This is a genomic window from Flavobacterium arabinosi (assembly GCF_048158725.1).
GTDB lineage: Bacteria > Bacteroidota > Bacteroidia > Flavobacteriales > Flavobacteriaceae > Flavobacterium > Flavobacterium arabinosi.
The window spans coordinates 146,585-170,710 of the sequence record NZ_JBLNKX010000005.1; the positions used below are offsets into that span (position 1 = coordinate 146,585).

Genomic DNA, 24,126 nt, shown 5'->3' on the forward strand with positions numbered 1-24,126 from the left:
ATTCATTACTTTTGGAAACTGATACCTAAAGAGATGAAAAAGTTTTTAATTCCCATAATGATTATTGCAATCATTGTAGCTTTATACGAGCAAGTAAATGCAGAGAAAAATGTATATTTAATGGTAGTGGCAATTGTTGTTTTCATGTTTGGAATGATGCAATTGAGTGCCAAAACGCCGAGTAAAAATCAAGATAAAGAAGACGAAAATGTTTAATAAAGGAGATAACGTTTCAGTGCTTGATGAAGCCATGAACGGAGTAGTGTTGTCAGTCAAAGACAGTCAGGTTACGATAGAAACAGAGGATGGTTTTGTGATGACATTTTTTGTCAATGAGTTGATTAAAATAAACAATACCAGTAATTTAATGGATTCTATCAGAAGAATTAATGTAGATGAAATTTCAAAGGAGAAAGAGATTCCAAAACCACGTAGTTTTGTCAAAGAACGCAAAGATAAACATGAAATTTCAGCTCCGGAGTTTGATTTGCACATCGAAAAATTAGTTCCCAATAAACGCGGAATGTCCAATTATGATATTTTAACCTTGCAAACTGATACTGCAAAAAGACACATAGAATTTGCCATTCGCAATCGGATTCCAAAGATTGTTTTTATTCATGGTGTGGGCGAAGGAATCCTAAAAGCAGAGCTGGATTTTTTATTAGGCCGGTATGATAATATTGCTTTTCAAGAAGGGAATTATCAAAAATACGGTCAAGGCGCAACTGAAGTTTTTATAAAGCAAAGTACCAAATAATTCCTGTTTTAGATTTTTTAAGCATAAAAAAAGCGTCGATTCTAAGCCATTTTCAGTTGAAAATTATCTTGAGAATCGACGCTTTTTTATGGGTAAAATAAGCCCGGTTTCGGGCTTGTAATTGTGTTTAATTAGTAGTTAAAAGTTCACCATAAATGAAGCTGTCTCCAAGCTTGAAATCGTTAGTTCCTTTCTTCATTGTAACATTTTTAAGCACGATGACATGTTTAAATCCTGCACCCAAAGTGGTGGTGGTTACTTCAATAATTCCGCTCACATTTGACACTCCTGAGGCCGCAATCCACTCTTCGCTTACAACTGGAGTTGCAGGGACTGGAGTTACACAGAAGTAGCTTGAAGTAAGCAAACCTGAAAATAATCGGTACGTAAGTTTGTTAACTGTGGCACCTATAAGTCCGGTTCTTGGTGTATTTAGAGGTGTGGCAGAGCTTACAATTAGACTAGGATCGATGTCTAATATCAGTGCTTCGCTACTGGTATAATTATAAATTTGTTTCGAAGCGCTGCATTGTTCTACAGTTTGATCAAATTGAAAAGGCAATGCAGTTGCTGTTGTAACATAGTCTCCAAAAGGGAATGTTTCATAAACCTGAGTACCACTACTTTTTGCAAAAGTGACATTCTTGAAAACGATATTGTGATTGTAGCCTGTAATGCGGGTGCTGTTATCCGTAGTATTTGTAGTTTTTACAGCGGTAGTAAATATTTGTATTTTACCATCAGTAGCAGTCCATTGATCCGTTACAATAGGCGTTACGGGCGGAATAGTTTCACAAATGTTAGATGCTGATACTGTCCCGTTATAAAAACGATAAATAACTCTATTAGCGCTACTAATGTCTAATATGGTTGGTTGGCCCACTGTATTGGGTTCAGTAGTAAAGGTTGTTTTAGGGATTTCAAGAAGTAATGATTCCTTATCTTTCAGTTTATAGATGATATTATTGATAGCGCAACTTTGTGTAGCAATGTCTTCAAAATTAATGTCTTCTTGGGTTAAATTACCGTCATCACAAGCATTTAGTAACATTACTAAGGCTAATATACTTACAACTCTTTTCATTTTTTATACTATTTGAAACAAAAATAGAATTTTTAATTTGTTCCAATTACATTCCTGTTCAAAAACATGGAATTTAACAGGATATTAGGCTTTTAAATTTCTAATAATGGTTATTGAAGCTTTATTGAAAATGGAAAGATTACGACAATTCAAAGCGAATAGAAATCATTACCTTTGCTTCAATTTATAGCATATATGAGACTTAACAAATATTATTTAGCTGCATTTTCTGCCTTTTTTGTATGGGGATTTTTTAGTTTAGCATTAAAACCGTTGCATAATTACCCGTCTTTGGATATTTTATTTTACCGCGTTTTTTTTAGTGTTGTTACCATGTTATTGATTAATCTTTCGTTTCGAAGAAAAATTTTAAAAAAGAATTGGAGTCAGTTCAAAAGTATGACTGCAAAACAGAAACGAAGTGTCATTGTGTTGACGCTGGGAGGCGGGATGTTTTTATCTTCAAACTGGTTTGTTTTTATTTACGTGATGAATCATGTTAGTGTAAAAGCTGCTTCTTTAGCCTATTTAATATGTCCTATTCTAACCACGATATTGGCTTTTTTTATATTGAAAGAAAAACTGAGTAAATGGCAGTGGATTGCAGTCATGATAAGTGCTTTCAGTTGTGTTTTATTGTCGTTCAATCATTTTGAAGATATTTTCTATAGCCTTATCACAGCAGCAACTTATGCAATGTATTTAGTGAGTCAACGAAAAAATAGTGGATTGGATAAATTCCTTGTTTTGACTATTCAATTGGTTTTTACAGCCCTAATTCTCTTGCCTTTTTATCCAAATTATAGTGGAACCTTACCCACAGAATCATTGTTTTACAGCTGTTTGTTAGTAATCGTAGTCTTTTTTACGATTATTCCTTTGTTTTTAAATTTGTATGCATTGAAAGGGATTAATTCGTCAGCAGTTGGAATTATGATCTATATTAATCCAATTATTGGCTTTCTATTGGCCATATTCTATTACCATGAGCAGGTAACGAACCTTCAATTGTTTTCCTATTTTCTGATTTTGGTTTCGATAGTGGTTTTTAATGAGAAACTGATCTTTTCCAGAAAATTGAAAGCCACACCATCAGAAATGGAAGCTTCAAAATAATTTTAATAATTTCAAAAAATGAAAAAAGTATATCTCGATAACGCTTCTACAACAGCAATTCGTCCGGAAGTTATTCAAGAAATGACTAAAGTTATGGCCGAAGATTATGGAAATCCATCGTCAACGCATAGTTTTGGCCGCAATGCCAAAAGTATTTTGGAGCTTTCCAGAAAGTCAATTGCAAAACAATTGAATGGTACCGCGCAAGAAATAATTTTTACTTCCTGTGGTACCGAGGCCAATAATTGGATTCTTCGTTCTGCCGTTAAAGACCTAAAAGTGGAGCGAATCATTACCAGTAAAATCGAGCATCACGCCGTTTTATATACGATTTTAGTTTTGCAAAGCGAATACGGTATTCAGGTTGATTATGTGGCTGTCAAGCCAAATGGCGAAATTGATATCACTGATTTAGTAGAACTGCTTTCTCAGAAAAAGAAAACTTTGGTAAGCCTGATGCATGTGAATAACGAAACAGGAACCATTTTAGATTTGGATAGAGTAGGACTTATTTGTCAAGAACACAATGTTTTGTTTCATTCGGATACCGTGCAGTCCGTTGGGAAAACTGCAATTGATTTACAAGTGCTACCCATTAATTTTATTGTGGCAAGCGCTCATAAATTTCACGGTCCTAAAGGGGTTGGGTTTGCTTTTATTCGAAAAAACTCCGGTTTACAACCCTTATTTTTTGGAGGTGAACAGGAAAAAGGATTGCGAGCAGGAACCGAAGCTTTGCACCAAATTGCGGGAATGGCAAAAGCGCTGGAGCTTTCCTATACTAATTTAGAAGCAGAAAGAAAGTATATCTCTGAAGTGAAAAACTATTTGATTACCCAACTCGAAACTGAATTTCCAGCTTTTGTAATCAATGGAAGCGTTGATGGATTTTATAATATATTGAATGTTTTATTGCCTTTTTCAGATGATAAAACCGCGATGATTTTATTCCATTTGGACATGAAAGGAATTGCAGTTTCTCGCGGTAGTGCGTGTCAAAGCGGAAGTGTAAAACCTTCGCATGTATTAGCGGAAATGCTTTCGAATGAAGATTTGAGAAAACCAAGTTTGCGCATTTCTTTAAGTCATTATAACTCCAAAGAGGATATTGATTTACTCATTGAAGCTTTGAAAAGTATTTAAAGAGCACTTACAAATGAACAAATTACATATGTGCTGAATTTGTTTATTTGCAAGACTTAATGTTATAATTAGCACTTTTTTTTGCGTGAGTGATGGTAGTGGAGCTCTTTTTCTAGAGGCTTTTTTGCCTCTAGAAAAAAGCGGGAACGTACAGCACGACCCGAAGTTTTTACGTAGGGGCACGCCCAAATTGTAATTTAAAAATTGGTTAATTCTCAGTATATTTTTCCATGATTAATCTGGCTTTGAAATAGCATAAGGTAGATTCCGCCCCTTGATTGATGTTGATGTGTTTGTCCTCTAATCCATCATAGGAAGCACCATTTTCAGGATTATACATGATTTGTTTCAGATGATTGTTGCCTAAAAACCAGATAAAAGCGAGTTTTAATTGGTCTTTGTATTTTTTGTTTTTGGTTACATCATAAAATAAATCCAATGCAATAATCGTAGTGGCTACTTCGATAGGTTGTTCTCCATAGAAAACTCTTTCATTTTCTTTCTTGAACCAGCCTCTGTTTGAGATTACTTTTAACTGTCCTTTCATAAAATAATGAGAAAGGAGAAAATCAAATGTGATTAGCGCAATTTTTTTATACTTAGGATTTTTTGTAACTAAATAACTGTACATCATAGCTTCGGGTAAAACGTTATTGGCATAAGTCATATAATCTTCATACCAACACCAGTTTTCGGCTGAATTGATATGATAATGACGCAACAGTTCATCAGCAAATTTTTCTATATTCTGCCTTATAGCTTCTTCTTTATAAGCTGAATAATAGAGGTACAAACCTTTCAAAGCATAGGCAATGGCTCTTGGGGATTTAATGTCGTCAATTCTTTTGATTGCTTTATTCCAACATTTTTCTGCCTGTAAAATCATCTCTGCAGGTACCGATTCTCTATGTGCAATTACGGTTCCTAAACTCCATAAGGCTCTCCCGTTAGCATCTTCAAGATTTACTTCTCCATTTTGTTTCGTTAATTGATGGTCAAAGTCTTTGTAATTGTCGAACCAGCCATTGTTTCGTTGAATGCCTTCTATAAAGTTTAAATAGATATTTGCAAGGTTCAAAACATGTTTGTCAGGGAAAACCTTGTTAAATAGCACCATATTGATTAATGCTCTGGCATTATCATCCAAAGTATAACCAGACTCAGGATCAGGCTGACTGAATTTTGAAAATTGAAGAATTCCAAAATCAGTGGTGAGTTTCTTAATATGGTCTAATTTTATGGGCGGAAAATTAAACTTCAAATCTTCTTCCCGATTCGTCAATTGATCGAATAATAGCCGATATTGAATAGCAATATTTTCCCATGTTGTGGCATGCGCCAATGAAAATGCATTTTTGCCCATAGTAACCCGTTGCTCTTTGTTTTCGATAAGATACAAAATTGCTTTTTCGAATTCTTCTGATTTATCAAATCCATTCAATAGTATTCCGTTACCATTTACAAGAGATTCAACTGCGTGTGGAATAGGTGTGGAAATAACGGCACAACCACAGCTCATCGCATAAGCAAAAGTTCCACTGACAGCTTGGTTGGGGTCTTTAGAAGAAAATAAATAGATATCTGATACCGTTAAATATTCCAGTAATTGCCACAATTGAAGATATTCATTGATAAAAATAACATTGTTTTCCAAACGGAGTTCATGGACAATACCAGTAAGGATATCCCGATATTTTTCCCCTTCGCAACAAATTATTTCAGGATGCGTTTTGCCAATTACTAAATAAATGACTTCAGGATGTTTCTTGACAATTTCCGGCAAAGCGCGTAATACGGTTTCAATGCCTTTGTTTTTATTGATTAAACCAAATGTGGACATTACTATTTTATTGGAGAAATCATATTTGTTTTTTAATTCCTCTTTTTGTTCCCATAATACAGTATGATTGCCATGCGGAATTACGATTGTTTTCATTTTAGGCAATTCGTAATCTCTAGTCAAAATAGCTTCTGAATTTTTGGTAAGCACAATAATTCTATCGGATAAATCAGCTATGGCATGAACAATTTTCTTTCTTTTTTCATCTGGGTTTGGGAGCACAGTATGAAAAACGGTAACAATTGGTTTGTTTAGCGCTAATATAAAAGAGAGTATATTATCACCATAATCTCCTCTAAAAAGTCCAAATTCATGTTGAATACAAACCAAGCCAATGTCATTTCGTTCGTTTATTTTCTCTGCAACGAGCCTATAATGCTCTAATGAATCAACAGGCAAAATATAGGTTACTTCAGCATTATAGGAGAAGTTTTGGTCGCTATTTTGCAAAGCACAAACCTCGACAGGAAGTGTTTCCCCAAAAACAATTTCCACAGCATTTACAACGTCATTAGAAAAAGTCGCTATCCCGCATTCTCTTGGCGAATAAGAACTTACAATTAGCATTTTTATGACTTTTTCAAATTTCATGACGCTTTTTTTAAGGTTGCTTTCTTAATTCAAGTAGCAATTCGTTGATATTCATTTTAGCAACGGCAATATGTTTGTCAGCTGCACCATAGTATATATAAAGCTCATTCCCGAACAAGGCATGACCTGTTGGGAATACGACATCGTTGTCTTCGCCTTCTATTTCCCATTGTTTGGTAGGAGAGAAAAGCGGATAGGGGAGTCTGGATATCTCAATTTCAGGTTTTTCTAAATGCAACAAGGCAGCCTTAGCATGATAGATTTTGCCCGTTGTTGTTTCGTGTACCCCATGATAAATTAGTAACCATCCGTCAGGAGTTTCTATTGGTGGAACTCCAGCTCCAATGTAACTCATTTCGTAAGCATCTTTTGGATCTAAAACAATATGATCGGTTAAGTTCTTCAGATAATTTTCCCAAAAAGATAAAGTTAAAGCTTTCCAGTTGTCAAATTTTACAATTTGAATACCCGGCCAAATTCTATGCAAAAGGACAAATTGTCCATTTATTTTCCTTGGAAACAATACGACATCTTTATCGCGAAGTAATCGGGTTTCATCGCTTTCGAGTCCTATTTGTGCAAAAAGATTAAAATATTCATGGTATTTTGGGTTTAGCTTACTCGCATTACACAAATTTACATGACTTTCATATTCCTGATAATTAACTGTCGGAGTAATTATGCCGTGTTTTTCAAAATGAATCAAATCTTTTGAAGTAGCAAGGGCTCCTATAGCGTTGACACCGTCATAAGCAGTGTAAGTTATGTAATATGTACCTTCAATTTTTACAATTCTTGGGTCTTCAACTCCTTGTTTCTCATAATCAAAGTCCTGCGTAATGATAGGTTTTTCTGCTCTTTCAACTATTTTTATCGGGCCTTCTGTTCTGGCATATCCAATAGTGGAGCGATTTCCATTTTGTACCGCTCGATATAAAAAATGGACTGTATTCCCATCTTGGTACACACCAGGGTTTAAAACTCCTGTGCTTTCAAATACTCTTTCAGTTGGACTCAGTATAATACCAAGTTTTTCTACGGTAACCATGAGTTGATTTTTTGTGATTTCTTTTCCAGTACGGATTCAATTTCCTATTTTTTCTGCTCTTTTAATTTTGCTTTTTCCTGTTTCTTAAAATAACCCCTAAATAAGAAATTGTGTCGCAAAGCTTTCATATTTTCGTTTAGCAATGAACTGGCTTGGTTAATATTAGTCATTGTAGAATCTATTTTCCGTACTAGTTTTGGATCATTCGAAAGGTAGTTTATAGCGCCTTTTCCATCTTTTATATTTTCAATTGTCGCGTTAAGATTGGTTACCATTTTATTTATATCTGTACTCGATTGATCTAAATTATGGACTATCGTTTTAACATTATTGGCTAAAGCCGTATCTTTCAAAACACCTATCACATTGTCTTTATTGTCCAATGAAGAAATGAGTCGGTTTAATTTTGTTACAGACTCCGAAGTCCCTTTTCCTGTAATTTTTAAATAATGCACGGTTTCTTTCAAGTCTGTTGCCAAGATGGAATCTTTAATTAATAAACCTATAGTTCCTTTTCCTTCAGTGATTTCCTTTGTGATTTTAAGTAAATCAGACGTAAGAAGTGCTGCGTTTTTATTAGTGACACCAAGTGTATTGAGCAGATCATCCGTTCGAATACGATTTATGGAATGAATTTCATCTCCCGGAGCTATAGAAGCTTGAGTCCCTTTCCCGGGAATAATATTTATGATCATATTTCCCACTAAGCCATCAGAGCCTATAGTGGCAACAGCATTTTTTCTAATGTGACGAAAAATGGCATTATCAATGAGCATGTCTACTTTTATTGTAGAATCATTAATCATTTCTATTGCACGAACTGTCCCGACATTTATTCCGGAATAACGTACATTATTGCCTAACTGTAAACCACTCACATTATTGAAAATTGCATTTAAATGATTGGTTTTTCCAAACATTTTTTGTTTGTCGCCAATGAAATAAACGGCAAGTATAAAAATTATTATCCCGATTATTACAAAAATTCCAAGGCGTATTTTTTGTGATGTCGTTTTTTCCATTTTTATTCTTATTTAAAAAAAGCTTGTACTTTAGGATCAGTTGAGATTGATAATTCCTCAAAACTGCCTTCCATATAATTGATACCATCGACCAATAAAATCATCCTGTTCGAAATCATTCGGGCGCAATCCACATCATGTGTGATGATAATTGCCGAAGTGTTGTATTTTTTTTGGATAGACATCATTAACAACAAAATTTCTTTGGCAGTTATAGGATCTAACCCAGTAGTTGGTTCGTCATAAAGAATAATTTTAGGTTGGAGAATTAAAGTTCGTGCTAAGGCAATTCTTCGTTTCATTCCTCCCGAAAGTTCTTCAGGCATTAAATTAAGAGTATGAGCTAAACCTACGTTTTCCAAAGCCTCCATCACTAATGGTGTGGTGTCTTTTATTTTTCCGAATTTTTTTTTGTGACGGCGCAATGGGAATTCCAGATTTTCCCTAACAGTCATGGAATCATAAAGTGCACTTCCTTGAAAAAGAAAGCCAACTTCTGTTCGAAGTTCATCTAATTCCTCATGGTCTAGTTCACTAATCTCTTTTCCCATCACTACAATAGAGCCGCTGTCATGCTCTTCTAGTCCAATTAAGCATTTTATCATTACTGATTTTCCAGAACCGGATTTACCCATGATAACCAGATTTTCACCCTCGTACAAAACCATATGAAAACCATCCAAAACATGATTATCACCATAGCTTTTTTGTAAGTCTTTGATTTCTATAATAGGGTTTTTATTTTGTATTGTCGTACTCATAATCAGTTATAGATCATAAAAAATATCAGTCACAAAAACAGCAATAAAGTCAATAATAAAAAGTAACATAGAGGTGAAAACCACTGCAGAGTTTGCCGCTAAGCCCACACCAGCAGTTCCTTTTTTACAATAATATCCCTTAAAACAGCCCACTAATCCTATAGCAAATCCAAAAAAGAAAGTTTTAATCGTTGCAGGTATTAAATCGCCAAATTCTAACGCATCAAAAACCTGATTGTAATACAATAAAAAAGACACATTTCCTTTGATGTTTTCCACCAAAAAAGAACCAAAAATTGCGATAGCATCTCCAAAAAAAACTAAAACAGGAAGCATAAAAGTGGTTGCTAATATGCGTGTAACCACTAAATATTTGAAAGGATTCGTTCCTGAAACTTCCATAGCATCAATTTGTTCTGTAACTCTCATCGAACCTAATTCGGCACCAATACCGGAACCGATACGTCCCGCACAAATCAAAGCGGTAATTATAGGCCCAATTTCTCTAATAAGCGAAATACTCACCATAGATGGCATCCAGGAAACGGCACCAAATTCTTGTAAGGTAGGACGTGATTGCAATGTAAAAACCAGACCGATGATGAATCCCGTAACAGCAACAAGAAGCAAGGAACGGTTTCCCATATAATAGCATTGGCGAATAAATTCCCTGAATTCTGAAGGGTGCTTAAAAACTTCTTTAAAAAAACGACCTGCAAAATAGGAGAGTTCACCAATTTCAAGTAAAAAACCTTTGAATATTTCGATTATTTTAGAAAAATTATCCATAAGTGAATGAATTAATTTTTAACAGAAAATGGCTACCCAAATATACGATTATTTCACTGATTTACAGTGCTTTTAGGTGTTGTTCGTCTATTTTTTTGATGGTTTTATCGGGAAAAATAGATTTTAAGAAAAGGAAGATGAAATTAGCCATTTATGGAGTGCTTCTTCCTTTTATAAATTGGAATTTTATAAAAGGAAATACATTGGGGAATTGAAATGGGAGGCAGTCGTGAATAGTACTAAATCCAGAAAAAATTGAGTTTAGAAATATTCTTATATAATGAAATAGATGTTAGAAATATAGTATTTATAAAGCATTGAAAATCAAATTTATACTTGTGGTAAAAGCAGAATAGTATTCTAAGTAAGCTCCTTTATTTATACAAATCAACTTTCGTACAACCGCAATCTGTTTTTAATGGTGATTAATTCATTTTGCAAGTCTTCTATTTTTTGTAAAAGATTAAATACAACATCAATTCCTTCGATATTAACGTCTAATTCCTGATGCATCCGAATTATTTTTTCAATTTCGAAGATAGCGTCTGGATGAATGTATTGTGTCTCTTCGATTGTTTTAATTTCGAGTAAACCCATCTCGCTGAGATTGTTAAAAAATGCCATTTCAACTTTGTAATGGGTACTTAATGTAGGTAAAGGGATGAGGTTTTCTATGTTCATGTCGTTCTTAACTTAGCAAGTTCCGTAAATAATTCTTTTTCTTTTTCAGTAAGGTTTGTGGGGATTTGTACCTGATAGGTAATGTATAAATCACCAAATTCTCCTTCTTTTTTATAAATAGGAAATCCTTTTCCTTTCAGTTTTACTTTAGTTCCGTTTTGGGTTCCGGTTTTTACCGTAAGTTTTACTTTTCCGTCAAATGTATCTGCGGTGATTTCTCCACCTAAGATGGCGGTGTATAAATCTAAATCCAATGTGGAATATAAATTGTGTTTATCTAGCTTAAAATTAGTGTGGTTTTCAACAGTGAAAGTGATATACAAATCCCCTTTTGGCCCACCACCGGCACCTTCTCCCCCAAGTCCCCCGATTTTTATTTGCTGCCCATTCTCGACTCCGGCAGGAATAGTGATTCGAATGTTTTTGCCATTGATAGTTAAGGTTCGTTTGTGGGTGGTGTAAACGTCTTTTAGGTCCAGATGCAATTCGGTACTGAAATCTTGTCCTTTATATTGGGCACTACGACGGCGACCGCCACCTCCTGATGCACGACCACCAAACATAGATTCAAAAAAATCTGAAAAATCACCACCGCCACTAAATCCTCCAAAACCATCTTGTTGGCCGCCTCTCGAATAGTTTCCTTGCTGTTTTGCTTGTTCATATTGCTCAGCATGTTGCCAGTTTTCACCGTACTCATCATATTTCTTACGATTTTCAGCATGGCTCAAAACTTCGTTGGCCTCATTGATTTCTTTAAATTTTCTTTCTGCTTCCTTATCGTTTGGATTTAAGTCGGGATGGTATTTTCGGGCCATTTTACGATAGGCCTTTTTAATATCGGCTTCCGTTGCTTTTTTATCCACTTCTAGGATTTTGTAATAGTCTATAAATGCCATCCTGGATTATTTTTATAATTATATTGATTGTCAAATATTTAACTGATATTTTTTACATTGATCTACGAATTGTTTCTTCCGTATGCATTTTGTTAGAAAGAAGTTTTTCTATCGTGATCTGGTAGGTATTATGAATATGGGTATTTCTGAATGCCGGATTACTTTTTCAGCAACACTGCCCATGATTAAATGTGAAAATCCAGTTCTGCCATGTGTGCCTAAAACAATCATGTCAGCATCCCATTCTTTGGCAACATTCAAAATTACTTCATGAGGCATTCCTTCTTCTACAAAAGTCCTAACTTTATAATCCTTAAATACAGTATCAACAAGCATTTGCAGATTTTTTTGGTAGTCGTTTATGGTAATATCAGCAAATTCCTTAGGAGTGACAGCGCCTTCAGTTATAAGCATTGTCAAGTCAACAACGCTTAGTAATGCAATTTCAGCCTGTAGTTGAAGACCAAGCTGAAAACCCTTTAAGGCAATTTTTTCTGAAGTTGGGTCATTATCAACTGCGATTACTATTTTTTTCATGTTATCCATATCATCTTGATTAGTTTTTTACTTTAATCTAAGCATCCAGAATTACAAAAAACATCCAACCAAGGGATTATTTCTACTATCAAATTTAATCAATTTTTCGTTGTTAAAATAAGAATTAGGTGTTTATTATGAGTGAATTAGCGATGAAATGATTGCCGTATTCAGGGCTGTTTAAGAGAAGAAAAATGGTTTTTATAATTAGTAAACCGCTGCTATTGGCAAGGTTTTTTACAATGCATTATAAAGGATTATTGTTTGATGAATTCAGTATCAGCTTTAATTTTTACTTCATCACTAATCATTGGTGCAGGAAATTTTGGACCAATATCAAAATCAGATCGTTTTAGAATGCCGCTAAACTGAAATCCGGCTGTGATCGCTTTTGATTGCGGATTTACTATCGTTCCTCTATACCACATATTCAGTGTTACAGGCTTGGTTATTCCGTGTAGGGTAAGGTTGCCCATTAGTTTGTATTTCCCTTTTTCTTTTCCGAATTTTTTTATGGAGTAGCTTTTAAAAGTCATTTTTGGATATTTTTCTACTTCAAAGAATTCAGCACTTCGCAAATGATTATCCCGCATTTCCACTTCGGTATTGATGGAGGCTACTTCAGTCGAAAGTTCAAAAGAGGCATCACTAAAATCAGCTTTTTTGGCTGTAGCGGTTATCTCAAATATTTTGAATAATCCGGCAATATCAGAAATACCATGATGCACGGTGCTAAAAGTTAGTTTTGAATGCATAGGATCTGCTTTCCATGTTGTTTGTGCCAATAGAAAAGTAGAGAAAAATAAGGTTACGATAATTGCTGTTATTTTTTTCATGGACTTTAATTTTAAGTATTTGATAAAGATTTTTAGAAGTTTGAAATTGGATTTTGATCAATTGTTTTCTGGTATTGAGATATATCTAAATCCGGACCACAGCGAATTATAAATTTCAGCTATTTTACATCTCAAATTTAATCAATTATTTAATGCTGAAATCAAATAAAATATTTTATTTCAGTTGGTTAAGTAGTTAAAAAAGCCCCAAAAGGAGCTTTTTAATATTGATGTTTGTATTATTAGATAGGCAATAATTCATCTTCCATCGTTTTTAAATCTTGTTTCTTTTTTAAGTCTATCAGCATTGCTTTGTATCTAATAAATTCCAAATCTTTTGGATTTATTTGCAGTACAAAATTTATTTTCCCTAACAAATGTTCCAAATAATTCTTTTGGTCAATCTCTTTGTATTCTCGGTGTTCTTGAAAACCAAATTTATTGATGTAATACATCGCCTGTCTCAAATCATTACGCTTATGAAATACGACCTGCGGTTTTTCATTAACCACAATTCCCGTAACAGTTTGGCGGCTGTTAGGCGTCATGAGTTTGGTTTTGCTTTTATTGATATGAAAATTTAATTTTTCGACGGTTTCAATTACTTTATGGAGTAGCTTATTTTCGTCAAAGTCTCCGGAAAAACTCAAATCGTCCGCATAACGGGTGTATCTTATTTTGTGTTGGATGCAATAATCAGAAATCACCACATCGGCTTCTTTGAAAATTAAATTCGAAAGATACGGACTCGTTGGCGCACCTTGTGGCAAACTTCCGTCACGAAGACATAATTTTGAAAGCAGTTTTGAAACCATTTTGGAATACCCCAATTCAAGAAATTCTTTTTCAACGGCATCAAAGCCAATGGATGGAAAGAAATGTTCTAAATCCAGCGTGAAAACTTTGGGTTGGTTTTTATGGAATCTAAGGTTTTCTAGGATACTTGCATTGGGTTTATACGCTTTCGCAAAAGGGCTAACTGGCACTTTATAAAGGATGTTTCTGAGAATCCAAATTTGGATTTCTTTCAAACTGGGAAGTGGCTCAGAAATAAGCCGTTTGCTACCATTTTTTTTCAAAATCTCAAAATCCCGATAATAACGTTTTGGATAAAGAGCCGCTTTTTTTAGAAATTCTTTTTTGTATCCGACCAGAAGTGATAAATGGGTTGGATTATAAATTACAGGAATATCATGTGCAAATAAAACTTCAGCATAATCCAGACAGCGTTTAATATTCTGTTCTAAATAGCCTTTTTTATGGGCATCATGTGTAAAGGTCTCTTTGTATTGAATAAAATCCATAGGGTTTAAATCGTTAATGGAGTAGGGACTCTTTTGTCCCTAACTCCAATTAAGAATACCGGTTTAAAAGTTCGGAGCTCTGCGGAGAATCTTTTAAACCTGGTGCTTGAAAGAGCATTCAATTACAGAACAGTGACTCACGGCTCCGTCGCTAACCTAGGCTAACAAATTTATTTGAGAAATAATCTAGAAGAATAATTCATCCTGACTAGGAAGAAATAGTGTTTTTCGGTTTAATTTCGGGATTTTACTCTCGAAATCCTTTTGAATCCATTCCTCTTTTTTTTTAGTTTTTATTCGATGTGGTTCCATTTTTTTTAAATTCTAAATTTGTATTTTAAAAGTTTATAAAATGCTTGTTTTTAATACTTTAAAGGGATTTAAAGTATGCATAAAGTTACAAAAAATATTTAATTAACAGTACTGATACTGCTGATTTTTTTAACACTATTTTATAGTACTAAAATATTTTTTTTTATATTTTGAGTACAATTGCTATAGTATTTATGAATTATAGAAACGTTTATAGGGCGTATAAGTGACAATGAGTTCTATTATTCGGGTAATACCATACGATAGCAGGTTGATGAATTTCGTAAATATATTGGTTTTCATTTTCAGAGATTCCGGAGTTATTCTTTGGCACTGTCCAATAATCTCTTCGAGCTGCGTTTGATACATTTTAGAAAATACAACAGAATTTATTTCAACATTAATTTCGAGACTTCCGTACGAACTTAAATTATTTAGGTTAAAAGAACCTATAGTAGTCCAATATCCGTCAATAACCGCTGTTTTTCCATGTAAAATAGATTTGTCCCATTCGTACAATTCAATGTTATAATCAAGCAGTTTGCCATAAAGAAAACAAGTTGCGCGTCTGGTCAATGGAAGATCTGAAATTCCGGATAGAATTAATTTGATTTTTACATTGTTTTTAGAAGCTTTTTTCAAGGCCTGAATGATTCGTATGCCAGGAAGAAAATAACTTCCTACTATAATTATTTCTTTTTTTGCATTCCGAATGGATTTAATATACGTATCACAAATTTCATTTTTTCTTTTTAACCAGTCATTTTGAATGATGCGTACCAAAGCATCTTCCTGAATATGAAATGCTGATTTTATTTCTTTGTTTTGAAAACGTCTTTTCTTAAAATAAATAGCAATACATTGTTTTTGAAGCGGTTCGGCAATTGTACCTTTTAGTTGAACGGCATAGTCAAGCCAAGGCGCTTCCATTGGTGTGCCACAGTATTTATCAGCTATGTTAATCCCGCCAATTAGAGCAATTTTTGCATCAGCAACAACTACTTTTCGGTGTAATCTTCGACCAAGATAAAAGGTATATGCTGAAAATAAAGGCGCAAAAAATCGAATGTTAATCCCGCTTTGTCTCATTTCGGTTATAGTTTCAGAAGGAAATGACAAAGAGCCCAATCCATCCAAAAGGATATAAATTTTAACATTGCGCGAAGCTGCTTCTTTTAATACAGTAATAATTCTTCTTCCAGTTGTATCATCTTCAAAAAGATACATTTGGATGTGGATTTCAAATTGAGAATTACGGATAATAGTTTCTAATCGAGAAAAATAATCTTCGCCACTGTAAACAAGCGCAAGGCTTTTAGGAGCAGTAAAGGCATTATTACTTTTCGTCATGGGCTTTATTTATTTTGACTTCATTAATTAAAATGAATTCCATAAGATTTTCTATATCCAAAGTTCCTGCTAGTTTATTATTTTCCATAACCAATATTAATGTTGATTTATTCTGTTGTATCAGCTCAAAAACGTTTTCTAAAAGAGAATTACTGTCTAGAAAAATCAAATTTCGGTCCATGACATTATAAATGAATTCGTCATCTCCTTTTTTAGAAAGTGCCATTATAATTTGGTCGCGATTGAGTGTTCCAACTGCAATATCATTTTCAGTGATCAAAAAATTCTTGTTTTGGCTGTCCAGCAACAATTCAACTGCTTTTTTTACTTTTTCATTCGCATCAATCCTTTGATAATCTTTCATTAGGACATCATGAACTTTAAAACCTTTCAGTATGAATTTCGATTCGGTATAATCAGCTTCAATTTGAGCTCCGATAATAACAAATATACCTATAAAAATCAAAAAAGGAGAGGTGAAAAAACCTAAAAGAATAAAAACTAATGCTACTATTTGACCTATTCGTGCTGAGATTCTTGTGGCAACATGACGTTGTAATTTAAAAGATAATAATGCCCGTAAAACTCTGCCGCCATCCATTGGGAAAGCTGGAATTAAATTGAAAAGTGCCAGCCAAAAATTGACTAAAAAAAAATTGAGTAAAAAATTATGTGCATTTACGCCATTGGCTAATTCAGCCATCAATTTTTCGGAAGTATCAGGAAGCGTAATAAAAAATCCGGTGATAAATGCCAAGGTGAAATTTACCAAAGGACCAGCTAAAGCAACTATTAATTCTTCCAATGGTTTTTCAGGGATTCGCTCTAATCGGGCTAAACCGCCAATAGGCAAAAGCGTGATGTCTTTGGTTAGTATATTATAGTTTTTTGCTGCCAAAGCATGTCCCAGTTCGTGTAATAAAACAGTAACAAAAATGCATAGAATAAATGCAACGGACCATATTATTTGAACAGTGTTCTGTCCTGCTTTGTAGTTAATGAAAATGATAAACAGAATAAGTAAAGAGAAAGTCCAATGGATAAATATTCCGATACCTGCTATTTTTCCGAGTTTAAAGGATCCTTTCATTTTTTTAGTTTTAATACCATTAATCATAGTATGATTAGAAAAAATAGTAAATGATAAAAAAAACAGTATGTATTTGCTTAGAAATAAATACTAAACTGCAATCAGTTTATTTCATTTTCAGAAATACCAGTGTATGCCCAGGAATTTAAATTAGCAATTGTGGTATGAGCAATTCCCTCTAATACTTCTTGAGTCAAAAACCCCTGATGTCCTGTAATCATAACATTTGGAAATGAGCGAAGTTTTAGAAACATAGGATCACTTACGGGCGAGTCAGTATGATCTTGAAAAAATATCGGTTTTTCCTTTTCATAAACGTCTAAACCAACTGCTGACAGTGTTTTATTTTCGATCGCTTCTATTAAATCTTCCGTATTAACAATACTTCCCTGAGCCGTATTAATAAAAATCATTCCTTTTTTCATTTGCGAAAAAGTGTTTTTATTGAACAAATGTTTTGTTGTCTCATCTAATTGAGAATGCACCGAAATTACATCTGAATTTTTACAAACCTCTTCCAGTGAAGTATAAGTGATTGGAATTTCATCCCTTAACTCCTTATTTTCTTCCTTGTCAAAAGCCAAAAGGCTACACCCAAAACCATGCATAATTCGTGCAAAAGCAGCACCAATTTCCCCGGTTCCAATAATGCCTATTGTTTTTCCATGCAAATCAAAACCCACTAAATGATCCAGACGATAATCGCCTATTTGCATTAGCGTCTGGCCTAAAACAAGTTTCCTATTTACTGCCAATAATAACGATACAGCAAGTTCAGCAATAGAGTAAGGCGAATAAGCAGGGACGTTTGCCACCTTTATTGCTAAGGATTTTGCTCTTTTCAGATCAATATTCTCGGCACCTGTAGTACGTAGGGCAATGTATTTAATACCGTGGATGTATAGTTTTTCCAATACCGTTTCCGAGGCATCATCAGAGGTGAAAAGCGAAACGGCATCAAACCCTTTGGCGAAGTTTACCGTGCTTTTACTCAAAGATTTACCCGTGAAAACCAATTCGTGATTTCCATGGGCTGCTTTTTTTAGGAAAGGTTTGTCAAAACCAAATATGCTATAGACTAATACTTTCATTTTTGTTGTTTTTTATTTCTAATGTAAGGTACTAATGTTTTAAAGTAGTAATTTACCCATAATCCTGTTCAGGGGTTTCAATTCCTGATTTTTCATTTAGCGCAACTATAATGCTTCAGGAATTTGTAAATATTTGTTTAAAGTAACTAAAAATCGACTGCCTGTTAATCCGTCTGTAGCGCGGTGATCACCAGCTAACGTCACAGAAACACAAGACCTGATACCTATCATTTCGTTTTCGGCAAAAGGCTGTTCCGAAATACTTCCAAAACCGATAATAGCTACTTGCGGAGGATAAATTACACCAAAAACGGTATCAGCTCCGCCGTCGCCTATACTTGTTAGGGTTATGGTCGAATCACTTAATTCTGAACTTAATAATCGCAATGCTCGAGCTCTTGGAATAATATCATTTAAGGCATCCATGATTTCATCAATACTTTTTATATTGACGTGATGAAGGGCTGGAACGATAATACCACCAGTGCGTAACGATACTACAAAACCAATATTAATATCTTTTTTAAGCTGTAAACCATTATCCCAAGTAGCATTCAGATCAGGAAATTCAAGGAGCGATTTTGCTGTTGCTTTTATCAATAACGCAATAGGAAGCAACCGTTGTTTCTGACTACGTTTACTATTCGCTACCTGCAACCATGCCAGTACATTTGTCATATCAATTCTTTTCTCCAGATAATAATGTGGAATTTCCCTGTTGGACTGAATCATAGCAGCCACAACTTCAGAACGAATTGCTTCAGCAATACTGCTCTGTTTTTCTGTTTCAATTGGTATTTCCTCCGTGTTTTCAATTTTATCTTTGGTAATGGCTTCATCAGGTTCAGTTCCTGTTATTTTCGAAAGGTCATTATGATTATCATCAGTTTCAATTTTTTCAAGTGTATTGTCCATATCATCTTTGGTAATGGCTTCATCAGGTCCAGTTCCCGTTATTTTAGGAAGGTCATTATCCTCTGAAATTCTTTCGACTAATGGAGCTGTTTTGATAGAAAGGTCTTCAACTTTCGGAGTATCAATTGATTCTATTATTTTTTCTTCTATCGATTGTAATGGTATCGATTCTGGAATTTTTTCTTCTTTTTTTGTTTCCGATGTTACTTCGCGAGGATTTATTAATGCCATTACAGTTCCCACGGGGACTTTAGTACCTTCTTTAATAAGCAATTCTCCAATGGTTCCTTCTTCAAATATTTCAATTTCAATCAGTTCTTTCTGTGTTTCAACTTCGGCAATAATATCCCCATGCTTCACTGTATCTCCTGGTTTTTTTTTCCATTCGATCAATGTAGCGTCTTCCATATCCGCGCCCAAACTAGGCATTAAAAATTCAATCATGGCGTATCATTTTTTTAACTGTATTAACAATATTTTTTTTCTGAGGAATAACAGCTTCTTCTGTGTGTGCACAGTAGGGAATAGGCGCTTCAACACCGCACAATCGCTGTGCCGGAGCATTCAAATCATAAAATCCTTTTCTCCACGCATTTTCCACACAGATTACCTGATGCGTTTAAGCAGCCCAAGCCGAGAACGTTTTCTCATCCAATGCTTTACGAAGACCTTGTTTCAATACCTCCCGATAGGTGATTTTTATTTTACCGTTACCGTTTTCCACAGATTGAATAGATTGTTTTAGACGATAAATTGTTTGTTTTTCCAACGCTTAAGTGCAGGTAAAATATTTAAAGCCTTTTGAATCATGTAATTAGGGAGTTTCTTTTTTTCCATGTGAGCTTTTACGGCTTTTTCCATTTCTTCTAAATTCATTTCTGGGTTTTTAAATTGGCTATCCTCATAACAATACTTGCAATAATCATTATTTTTAAGGCCGTTATTTTCCGTCCCTTTTGCTTCTTCTGTTGTCAATGGCATCCCGCAACTTTGACAAAAATGAGTATTTTCCATCTTGGTAATTTTAAATAGTTAGTTTTTTTTCATTTTGTTATTTCTAATTTATTTTTTCGATTAATCTAATGTTTTTAGGATTTCAGCTTTCGCAAAATGGACTGTGATCCAATTTTTATTTCAATTTTGCTTTTAAAGGCGGTAAATAAAGTTTCCGTTCGTTGGATGAATTATTTTCTAGGAGTACGGATTAACTACTCTTCTAAAGTTTTAACATTGGCAAAATATTTAAGGATTTTTGAATCGCAGCTTCTTCTATAAATTTTAAAAAAGACAATACTTTCTCTGAAATATACTCAGTTGTATTGCTCGGTAAGACCATTTAATTCTCGGGCAATAGTGTCCCATGAAAAAGAAATTTTTACTTTTTTACCATCTAAAAGGTGGCGCTCTATTTTATTTTTGACGGGAATCATAAAGCAAGAATTACTATTATAATTAATTTTATTGCGCTACAAAACCACCATCAACAGCCATGGCAAGTCCTGTTACAAAAGAGGCTTCATCAGAGCACATCCATATTACCGCGTTAGCTATTTCTTCTGGAAGACCAAAACGACCAATTGGTTCCAAGCCTGTGAACTGTTCTACAGCTTCTTTACTATTTCCGGTAAGCCGGTCAATCATTGGTGTTTGAATTACTCCAGGACAAACTGCATTCACTCGGATTCCGAGTTTAGAACATTCTAATGCCGCAGTTTTTGTTAATCCTACAACACCATGTTTGGACGCTACATAGGCAGGTAAACCCGAGAATCCAACGAGTCCGGCTACAGATGAGCAATTGACTATCACACCTTTTCCTTGTTTCAGTATTTCAGGGATTTCGTATTTCATGCAGAGCCAAATTCCTTTTAGGTTTATTCCGATGGTTTTATCCCAGTTTTCCTCTGTACAATCCTGTGTCGGAGCAGACGTTCCTTCGATACCAGCGTTGTTATAGGCATAATCCAATCGGCCAAAAGTGGTAATGGTTTTCTCTACCATCGCTTTTACATCAGTGGATTTTGATACATCACATTTGATAAAAATGGCTTCTTCTCCCATTTCTTTGATGAGGTTCACCGTTTCATTGTTTTCTACCCAATCAACAACAGCTACTTTAGCTCCTTTTTTTGCGAAAGCAAGCGCAGTCGCTTTACCAATTCCTGATGAACCGCCAGTTACAATTGCTACCTTATTTTTGAATGTTGTTTCCATACAAGAAGTATTACATTAGAATTTGTCTCTTTTTTTTCTTTTCTGCTTCCAAAATATTTTCAATTCCTTTTATCAAAGCATCAGGATTAAATGAAATGCTGTCGATACCTTCATTTACTAAAAATTTAGCAAATTGTGGGATGTCGCTCGGTGCCTGTCCACACAATCCCACTTTTATTTCAAATCGTTTAGCGACCCGAATCGTTTCTTTAATCAAATATTTTATGGCTGGATTTTCTTCATCAAACAAATAACTTACTAATGCGGAATCACGGTCTAAACCTAATGTGAGTTGGGTTAAATCATTCGAACCAATAGAAAATCCGTCAAATAGTTTTGCAAATTCATCTGCCATTAATACATTACTTGGAATTTCAATCATTACATATACTTCCAGTCCGTTGATACCTTGCATTAATCCATTTTTAGCCATTTCATTAAGTACATTTTCTCCTTCCTCAACTGTTCTGCAAAAAGGAATCATCAGTTTTATATTATGGAGACCCATTTTATTTCGTACTTTTTTCATTGCTTCGCATTCCAAAGCAAAACCTTTTCGATAAAAATCACTGTAATAACGGGAAGCACCACGAAATCCTATCATAGGATTTTCTTCATGAGGCTCATAATATTTTCCACCAATGAGGTTAGCATATTCATTACTTTTAAAATCACTCATTCGTACAATTACGTCTTTTGGATAGAAGGCAGCAGCAACGATTGCTATAGCTTCGGCTAGTTTATCAATGAAATAATTTTTAGGGTCTTCATAGCCTTTGGTTAATGCGGCTATTTCTGCAACAATATTTTGATCGGTTATTTTTTCGGGTTCACACAAGGCCAGCGGATGAATTTTAATTGTATTTGAAATAGCAAATTCCATTCGCATCAAACCCACACCCTGATTGGGATAATGACTTAATTCGAAAGCTCTTTCCGGATCGGCGAGAATAAGCATAGGATCTGTTTTTGGCATTTCCAGTTTGCTGAAATCCTGTTCCGTTATTTCCCATTTCAGCAATCCTTCGTATATATTTCCTTCTTTACCTTCGGCACAGGAAACGGTAATTTCCTGACCATTTTTTAGTGCAGACGTAGCATTACCGCAGCCCACTACCGCAACGGTTCCCAGTTCTCTCGCTACTATGGCAGCATGGCTCGTACGTCCGCCTTTGTTGGTAATAATCGCCGAAGCTCTTTTCATGATGGGATCCCAATCGGGATTAGTCAAATCAGTGACTATAATTTCTCCATCTTGCAATGAATGACCTTCTTGCGGACTATTTAAAATACGCACTTTTCCCGAAGCAATCTTATCGCCAAGCGCAATTCCTCGAGCCAAAAGTGTACTTTTCTCTTTGAGTGTATAGATTTCCCGAACTTGTTTATTTGCTTTTCCATGAACGGTTTCCGGTCGCGCCTGAACAATATAAAGTTGGTTGTTCAAACCGTCTTTTGCCCATTCAATATCCATTGGTTTTCGATAATGTTTTTCAATTTTGTAACACCATTGAGAAAGCTGAATAACTTCTTTATCGCTTAACGAAAACTGGTTTTGTTTTTCTAAGGAAGTGTCCGTATTACTAATTGTGTTTTCTGCGGATGAACTGGTGGATTTATCGGCATAGATCATCGTGGACTCTTTTCTGCCGCACTGTCTTTTTAGAATAGGATCTAAATCTGTGTTTTCTAAAGTAGGTTTAAAAACCATCCATTCGTCAGGCGTAACAGAGCCTTGAACAATATTTTCCCCTAATCCCCAAATGCTATTTATGATAATGGTATTTTCGAATCCGCTATCCGGATCAATGGTAAATGCTACGCCAGAAGCGGCTTTATCGCTTCGAACCATTTGCTGTACGCCTACAGAAATCGCAATATCTAATTTGGCAAAGCCCATGTCATGACGGTATTTTATGGCACGGTCCGTGAATAAGGATACAAAGCAATGGTGTACGGCATCGATTAACTGTGCTGTACCATTGATATTTAGAAAGGATTGCATTTGTCCCGCAAAACTCGCTGTAGGCAAATCTTCTGAAGTTGCGCTGCTTCGTACTGCCACGTCGAGATTATTGATGCCGCATTGTTCACTAAGTGATTGGTAAGCAGCTTGTATTTCATCGCGAATTTCCTCTGGAATTGTTGCTGATAAAATAAGATTTCTGGCTTTTTCTCCAATGGAAGAAAGATTAGAATACTGTTTTGTATCCAATGAAAATAATAAATCTTCAAGAGGATTTTCCAGATTATTTGCTTTACGGAAGAGGCGATAAGCTGCTGCAGTAATTGCAAATCCATTAGGGATGTTGATACCTTTTGGATTAAGCTGATTGTACATTTCGCCAAGAGAGGCATTTTTACCGCCAACTTTACCAATGGCTTCAATACCAATTTGGTTAAAAAAAAAGATGTGTTTGTACTTTGCCATTTCGTATGTTTTTTGAATAGAAACTGACCATTAGTCTGTTAAAATAGTAACAATGGAAAAAATAAATGAGGCGCACTTTTTTGGTTAATCAGACAGTAAATTTTTTAATTCAAAAGTAGGTTTGAAATTTACATAACTTTTTGAGGTTAAAAAAGAGGAAAGTAGGTATTCCTTCTAGTTGAAACCCATACTGTAAATTTAATCAATTAATTATTTTATTGGTGTAAAAAAAGATATTATTTTATTGTTATTTTAAATTAAGTAATTAAAATACAGTAGTTTGTGTTTTTATTTTGTTAAAAAATGAGAATA

Annotated in this window: 23 protein-coding genes; 4 read left to right on the forward strand and 19 right to left on the reverse strand. The window is 34.6% G+C overall.

The window, feature by feature from the left end; genetic code table 11:
- Positions 1–33: 33 nt before the first annotated feature.
- Complete coding sequence (locus tag ACM55K_RS11760; protein ID WP_416850432.1) at positions 34–216, forward strand: hypothetical protein; 183 nt, start codon at positions 34–36, stop codon at positions 214–216.
- Positions 209–760: a Smr/MutS family protein gene (locus tag ACM55K_RS11765; RefSeq protein ID WP_416850434.1), complete on the forward strand. Its 552-nt coding sequence runs from the start codon at positions 209–211 to the stop codon at positions 758–760. Before ACM55K_RS11760 ends, ACM55K_RS11765 begins: the two co-directional genes overlap by 8 nt.
- Positions 761–887: 127 nt before the next feature.
- Here ACM55K_RS11765 and ACM55K_RS11770 read toward each other — a convergent pair whose 3' ends face one another.
- Positions 888–1,844 carry a hypothetical protein gene (locus tag ACM55K_RS11770; RefSeq protein WP_416850435.1) on the reverse strand — a complete coding sequence of 319 codons (957 nt, stop codon included), beginning with the start codon at positions 1,842–1,844 and terminating at the stop codon, positions 888–890.
- A 195-nt stretch (positions 1,845–2,039) separates the two neighbouring features.
- Here ACM55K_RS11770 and ACM55K_RS11775 point away from each other — a divergent pair, with 195 nt between their 5' ends.
- Complete coding sequence (locus ACM55K_RS11775; RefSeq protein WP_416850436.1) at positions 2,040–2,960, forward strand: EamA family transporter; 921 nt, start codon at positions 2,040–2,042, stop codon at positions 2,958–2,960.
- An 18-nt stretch (positions 2,961–2,978) separates the two neighbouring features.
- Positions 2,979–4,103: a cysteine desulfurase family protein gene (locus ACM55K_RS11780; protein WP_416850437.1), complete on the forward strand. Its 1,125-nt coding sequence runs from the start codon at positions 2,979–2,981 to the stop codon at positions 4,101–4,103.
- A gap of 208 nt (positions 4,104–4,311) precedes the next feature.
- Here ACM55K_RS11780 and ACM55K_RS11785 read toward each other — a convergent pair whose 3' ends face one another.
- The 18 genes from ACM55K_RS11785 to ppsA form a co-directional block, all read right to left on the reverse strand.
- Positions 4,312–6,534 (reverse strand): glycosyltransferase, encoded by a 2,223-nt coding sequence (locus tag ACM55K_RS11785; RefSeq protein ID WP_416850438.1) that lies wholly within the window; start codon positions 6,532–6,534, stop codon positions 4,312–4,314.
- A gap of 10 nt (positions 6,535–6,544) precedes the next feature.
- Positions 6,545–7,582 carry a glycoside hydrolase family 130 protein gene (locus ACM55K_RS11790; protein ID WP_416850439.1) on the reverse strand — a complete coding sequence of 346 codons (1,038 nt, stop codon included), beginning with the start codon at positions 7,580–7,582 and terminating at the stop codon, positions 6,545–6,547.
- A 44-nt stretch (positions 7,583–7,626) separates the two neighbouring features.
- A complete protein-coding gene (locus ACM55K_RS11795; protein ID WP_416850440.1) occupies positions 7,627–8,604 on the reverse strand; it encodes an MlaD family protein in 978 nt (325 codons plus the stop codon).
- 8 nt (positions 8,605–8,612) lie between these two features.
- A complete protein-coding gene (locus ACM55K_RS11800) occupies positions 8,613–9,365 on the reverse strand; it encodes an ABC transporter ATP-binding protein (RefSeq protein ID WP_416850442.1) in 753 nt (250 codons plus the stop codon).
- 6 nt (positions 9,366–9,371) lie between these two features.
- Positions 9,372–10,154 carry an MlaE family ABC transporter permease gene (locus tag ACM55K_RS11805; RefSeq protein WP_416850443.1) on the reverse strand — a complete coding sequence of 261 codons (783 nt, stop codon included), beginning with the start codon at positions 10,152–10,154 and terminating at the stop codon, positions 9,372–9,374.
- 387 nt (positions 10,155–10,541) lie between these two features.
- Entirely contained in the window at positions 10,542–10,835 is a 294-nt protein-coding gene (locus tag ACM55K_RS11810; RefSeq protein WP_416850444.1) for a chaperone modulator CbpM, read from the reverse strand.
- On the reverse strand, positions 10,832–11,734 hold the full coding sequence (locus ACM55K_RS11815; protein ID WP_416850445.1) for a DnaJ C-terminal domain-containing protein: 903 nt from the start codon (positions 11,732–11,734) through the stop codon (positions 10,832–10,834). Before ACM55K_RS11815 ends, ACM55K_RS11810 begins: the two co-directional genes overlap by 4 nt.
- A 108-nt stretch (positions 11,735–11,842) precedes the next feature.
- The gene (locus ACM55K_RS11820) at positions 11,843–12,271 is read right to left on the reverse strand and encodes a universal stress protein (protein ID WP_416850446.1); all 429 of its coding nucleotides are present in this window, start codon (positions 12,269–12,271) and stop codon (positions 11,843–11,845) included.
- A 257-nt stretch (positions 12,272–12,528) separates the two neighbouring features.
- Complete coding sequence (locus ACM55K_RS11825; protein ID WP_416850448.1) at positions 12,529–13,107, reverse strand: YceI family protein; 579 nt, start codon at positions 13,105–13,107, stop codon at positions 12,529–12,531.
- Positions 13,108–13,349: 242 nt separating this feature from the next.
- Entirely contained in the window at positions 13,350–14,411 is a 1,062-nt protein-coding gene (locus ACM55K_RS11830) for a reverse transcriptase domain-containing protein (protein ID WP_416850450.1), read from the reverse strand.
- Between the two features lie 186 nt (positions 14,412–14,597).
- A complete protein-coding gene (locus ACM55K_RS11835; RefSeq protein WP_416850452.1) occupies positions 14,598–14,723 on the reverse strand; it encodes a hypothetical protein in 126 nt (41 codons plus the stop codon).
- Between the two features lie 192 nt (positions 14,724–14,915).
- On the reverse strand, positions 14,916–16,073 hold the full coding sequence (locus ACM55K_RS11840; RefSeq protein WP_416850453.1) for a phospholipase D-like domain-containing protein: 1,158 nt from the start codon (positions 16,071–16,073) through the stop codon (positions 14,916–14,918).
- Positions 16,060–17,163 carry a site-2 protease family protein gene (locus ACM55K_RS11845; RefSeq protein ID WP_416850454.1) on the reverse strand — a complete coding sequence of 368 codons (1,104 nt, stop codon included), beginning with the start codon at positions 17,161–17,163 and terminating at the stop codon, positions 16,060–16,062. The genes ACM55K_RS11840 and ACM55K_RS11845 overlap by 14 nt, the downstream gene beginning before the upstream one ends.
- Before the next feature lie 101 nt (positions 17,164–17,264).
- Positions 17,265–18,254 (reverse strand): NAD(P)-dependent oxidoreductase, encoded by a 990-nt coding sequence (locus ACM55K_RS11850; protein WP_416850455.1) that lies wholly within the window; start codon positions 18,252–18,254, stop codon positions 17,265–17,267.
- 105 nt (positions 18,255–18,359) lie between these two features.
- Positions 18,360–19,613, reverse strand: coding sequence for a dihydrolipoamide acetyltransferase family protein (locus tag ACM55K_RS11855; RefSeq protein WP_416850456.1), 1,254 nt, complete (start codon positions 19,611–19,613; stop codon positions 18,360–18,362).
- A gap of 297 nt (positions 19,614–19,910) precedes the next feature.
- A complete protein-coding gene (locus ACM55K_RS11860; RefSeq protein WP_416850457.1) occupies positions 19,911–20,183 on the reverse strand; it encodes a zinc ribbon domain-containing protein in 273 nt (90 codons plus the stop codon).
- Positions 20,184–20,627: 444 nt separating this feature from the next.
- Entirely contained in the window at positions 20,628–21,383 is a 756-nt protein-coding gene (locus tag ACM55K_RS11865) for an SDR family oxidoreductase (protein WP_416850458.1), read from the reverse strand.
- A gap of 10 nt (positions 21,384–21,393) precedes the next feature.
- The gene (ppsA, locus tag ACM55K_RS11870) at positions 21,394–23,814 is read right to left on the reverse strand and encodes a phosphoenolpyruvate synthase (RefSeq protein ID WP_416850459.1); all 2,421 of its coding nucleotides are present in this window, start codon (positions 23,812–23,814) and stop codon (positions 21,394–21,396) included.
- Between the last annotated feature and the right edge of the window lie 312 nt (positions 23,815–24,126).

Coding starts and splice junctions, on each gene's coding strand:
- ACM55K_RS11760 (WP_416850432.1), top strand. CDS start 34: ATGAAAAAGTTTTTAATTCCCATAATGATTATTGCAATCATTGTAGCT.
- ACM55K_RS11765 (WP_416850434.1), top strand. CDS start 209: ATGTTTAATAAAGGAGATAACGTTTCAGTGCTTGATGAAGCCATGAAC.
- ACM55K_RS11770 (WP_416850435.1), bottom strand. CDS start 1,844: ATGAAAAGAGTTGTAAGTATATTAGCCTTAGTAATGTTACTAAATGCT.
- ACM55K_RS11775 (WP_416850436.1), top strand. CDS start 2,040: ATGAGACTTAACAAATATTATTTAGCTGCATTTTCTGCCTTTTTTGTA.
- ACM55K_RS11780 (WP_416850437.1), top strand. CDS start 2,979: ATGAAAAAAGTATATCTCGATAACGCTTCTACAACAGCAATTCGTCCG.
- ACM55K_RS11785 (WP_416850438.1), bottom strand. CDS start 6,534: ATGAAATTTGAAAAAGTCATAAAAATGCTAATTGTAAGTTCTTATTCG.
- ACM55K_RS11790 (WP_416850439.1), bottom strand. CDS start 7,582: ATGGTTACCGTAGAAAAACTTGGTATTATACTGAGTCCAACTGAAAGA.
- ACM55K_RS11795 (WP_416850440.1), bottom strand. CDS start 8,604: ATGGAAAAAACGACATCACAAAAAATACGCCTTGGAATTTTTGTAATA.
- ACM55K_RS11800 (WP_416850442.1), bottom strand. CDS start 9,365: ATGAGTACGACAATACAAAATAAAAACCCTATTATAGAAATCAAAGAC.
- ACM55K_RS11805 (WP_416850443.1), bottom strand. CDS start 10,154: ATGGATAATTTTTCTAAAATAATCGAAATATTCAAAGGTTTTTTACTT.
- ACM55K_RS11810 (WP_416850444.1), bottom strand. CDS start 10,835: ATGAACATAGAAAACCTCATCCCTTTACCTACATTAAGTACCCATTAC.
- ACM55K_RS11815 (WP_416850445.1), bottom strand. CDS start 11,734: ATGGCATTTATAGACTATTACAAAATCCTAGAAGTGGATAAAAAAGCA.
- ACM55K_RS11820 (WP_416850446.1), bottom strand. CDS start 12,271: ATGAAAAAAATAGTAATCGCAGTTGATAATGACCCAACTTCAGAAAAA.
- ACM55K_RS11825 (WP_416850448.1), bottom strand. CDS start 13,107: ATGAAAAAAATAACAGCAATTATCGTAACCTTATTTTTCTCTACTTTT.
- ACM55K_RS11830 (WP_416850450.1), bottom strand. CDS start 14,411: ATGGATTTTATTCAATACAAAGAGACCTTTACACATGATGCCCATAAA.
- ACM55K_RS11835 (WP_416850452.1), bottom strand. CDS start 14,723: ATGGAACCACATCGAATAAAAACTAAAAAAAAAGAGGAATGGATTCAA.
- ACM55K_RS11840 (WP_416850453.1), bottom strand. CDS start 16,073: ATGACGAAAAGTAATAATGCCTTTACTGCTCCTAAAAGCCTTGCGCTT.
- ACM55K_RS11845 (WP_416850454.1), bottom strand. CDS start 17,163: ATGAAAGGATCCTTTAAACTCGGAAAAATAGCAGGTATCGGAATATTT.
- ACM55K_RS11850 (WP_416850455.1), bottom strand. CDS start 18,254: ATGAAAGTATTAGTCTATAGCATATTTGGTTTTGACAAACCTTTCCTA.
- ACM55K_RS11855 (WP_416850456.1), bottom strand. CDS start 19,613: ATGATTGAATTTTTAATGCCTAGTTTGGGCGCGGATATGGAAGACGCT.
- ACM55K_RS11860 (WP_416850457.1), bottom strand. CDS start 20,183: ATGGAAAATACTCATTTTTGTCAAAGTTGCGGGATGCCATTGACAACA.
- ACM55K_RS11865 (WP_416850458.1), bottom strand. CDS start 21,383: ATGGAAACAACATTCAAAAATAAGGTAGCAATTGTAACTGGCGGTTCA.
- ppsA (WP_416850459.1), bottom strand. CDS start 23,814: ATGGCAAAGTACAAACACATCTTTTTTTTTAACCAAATTGGTATTGAA.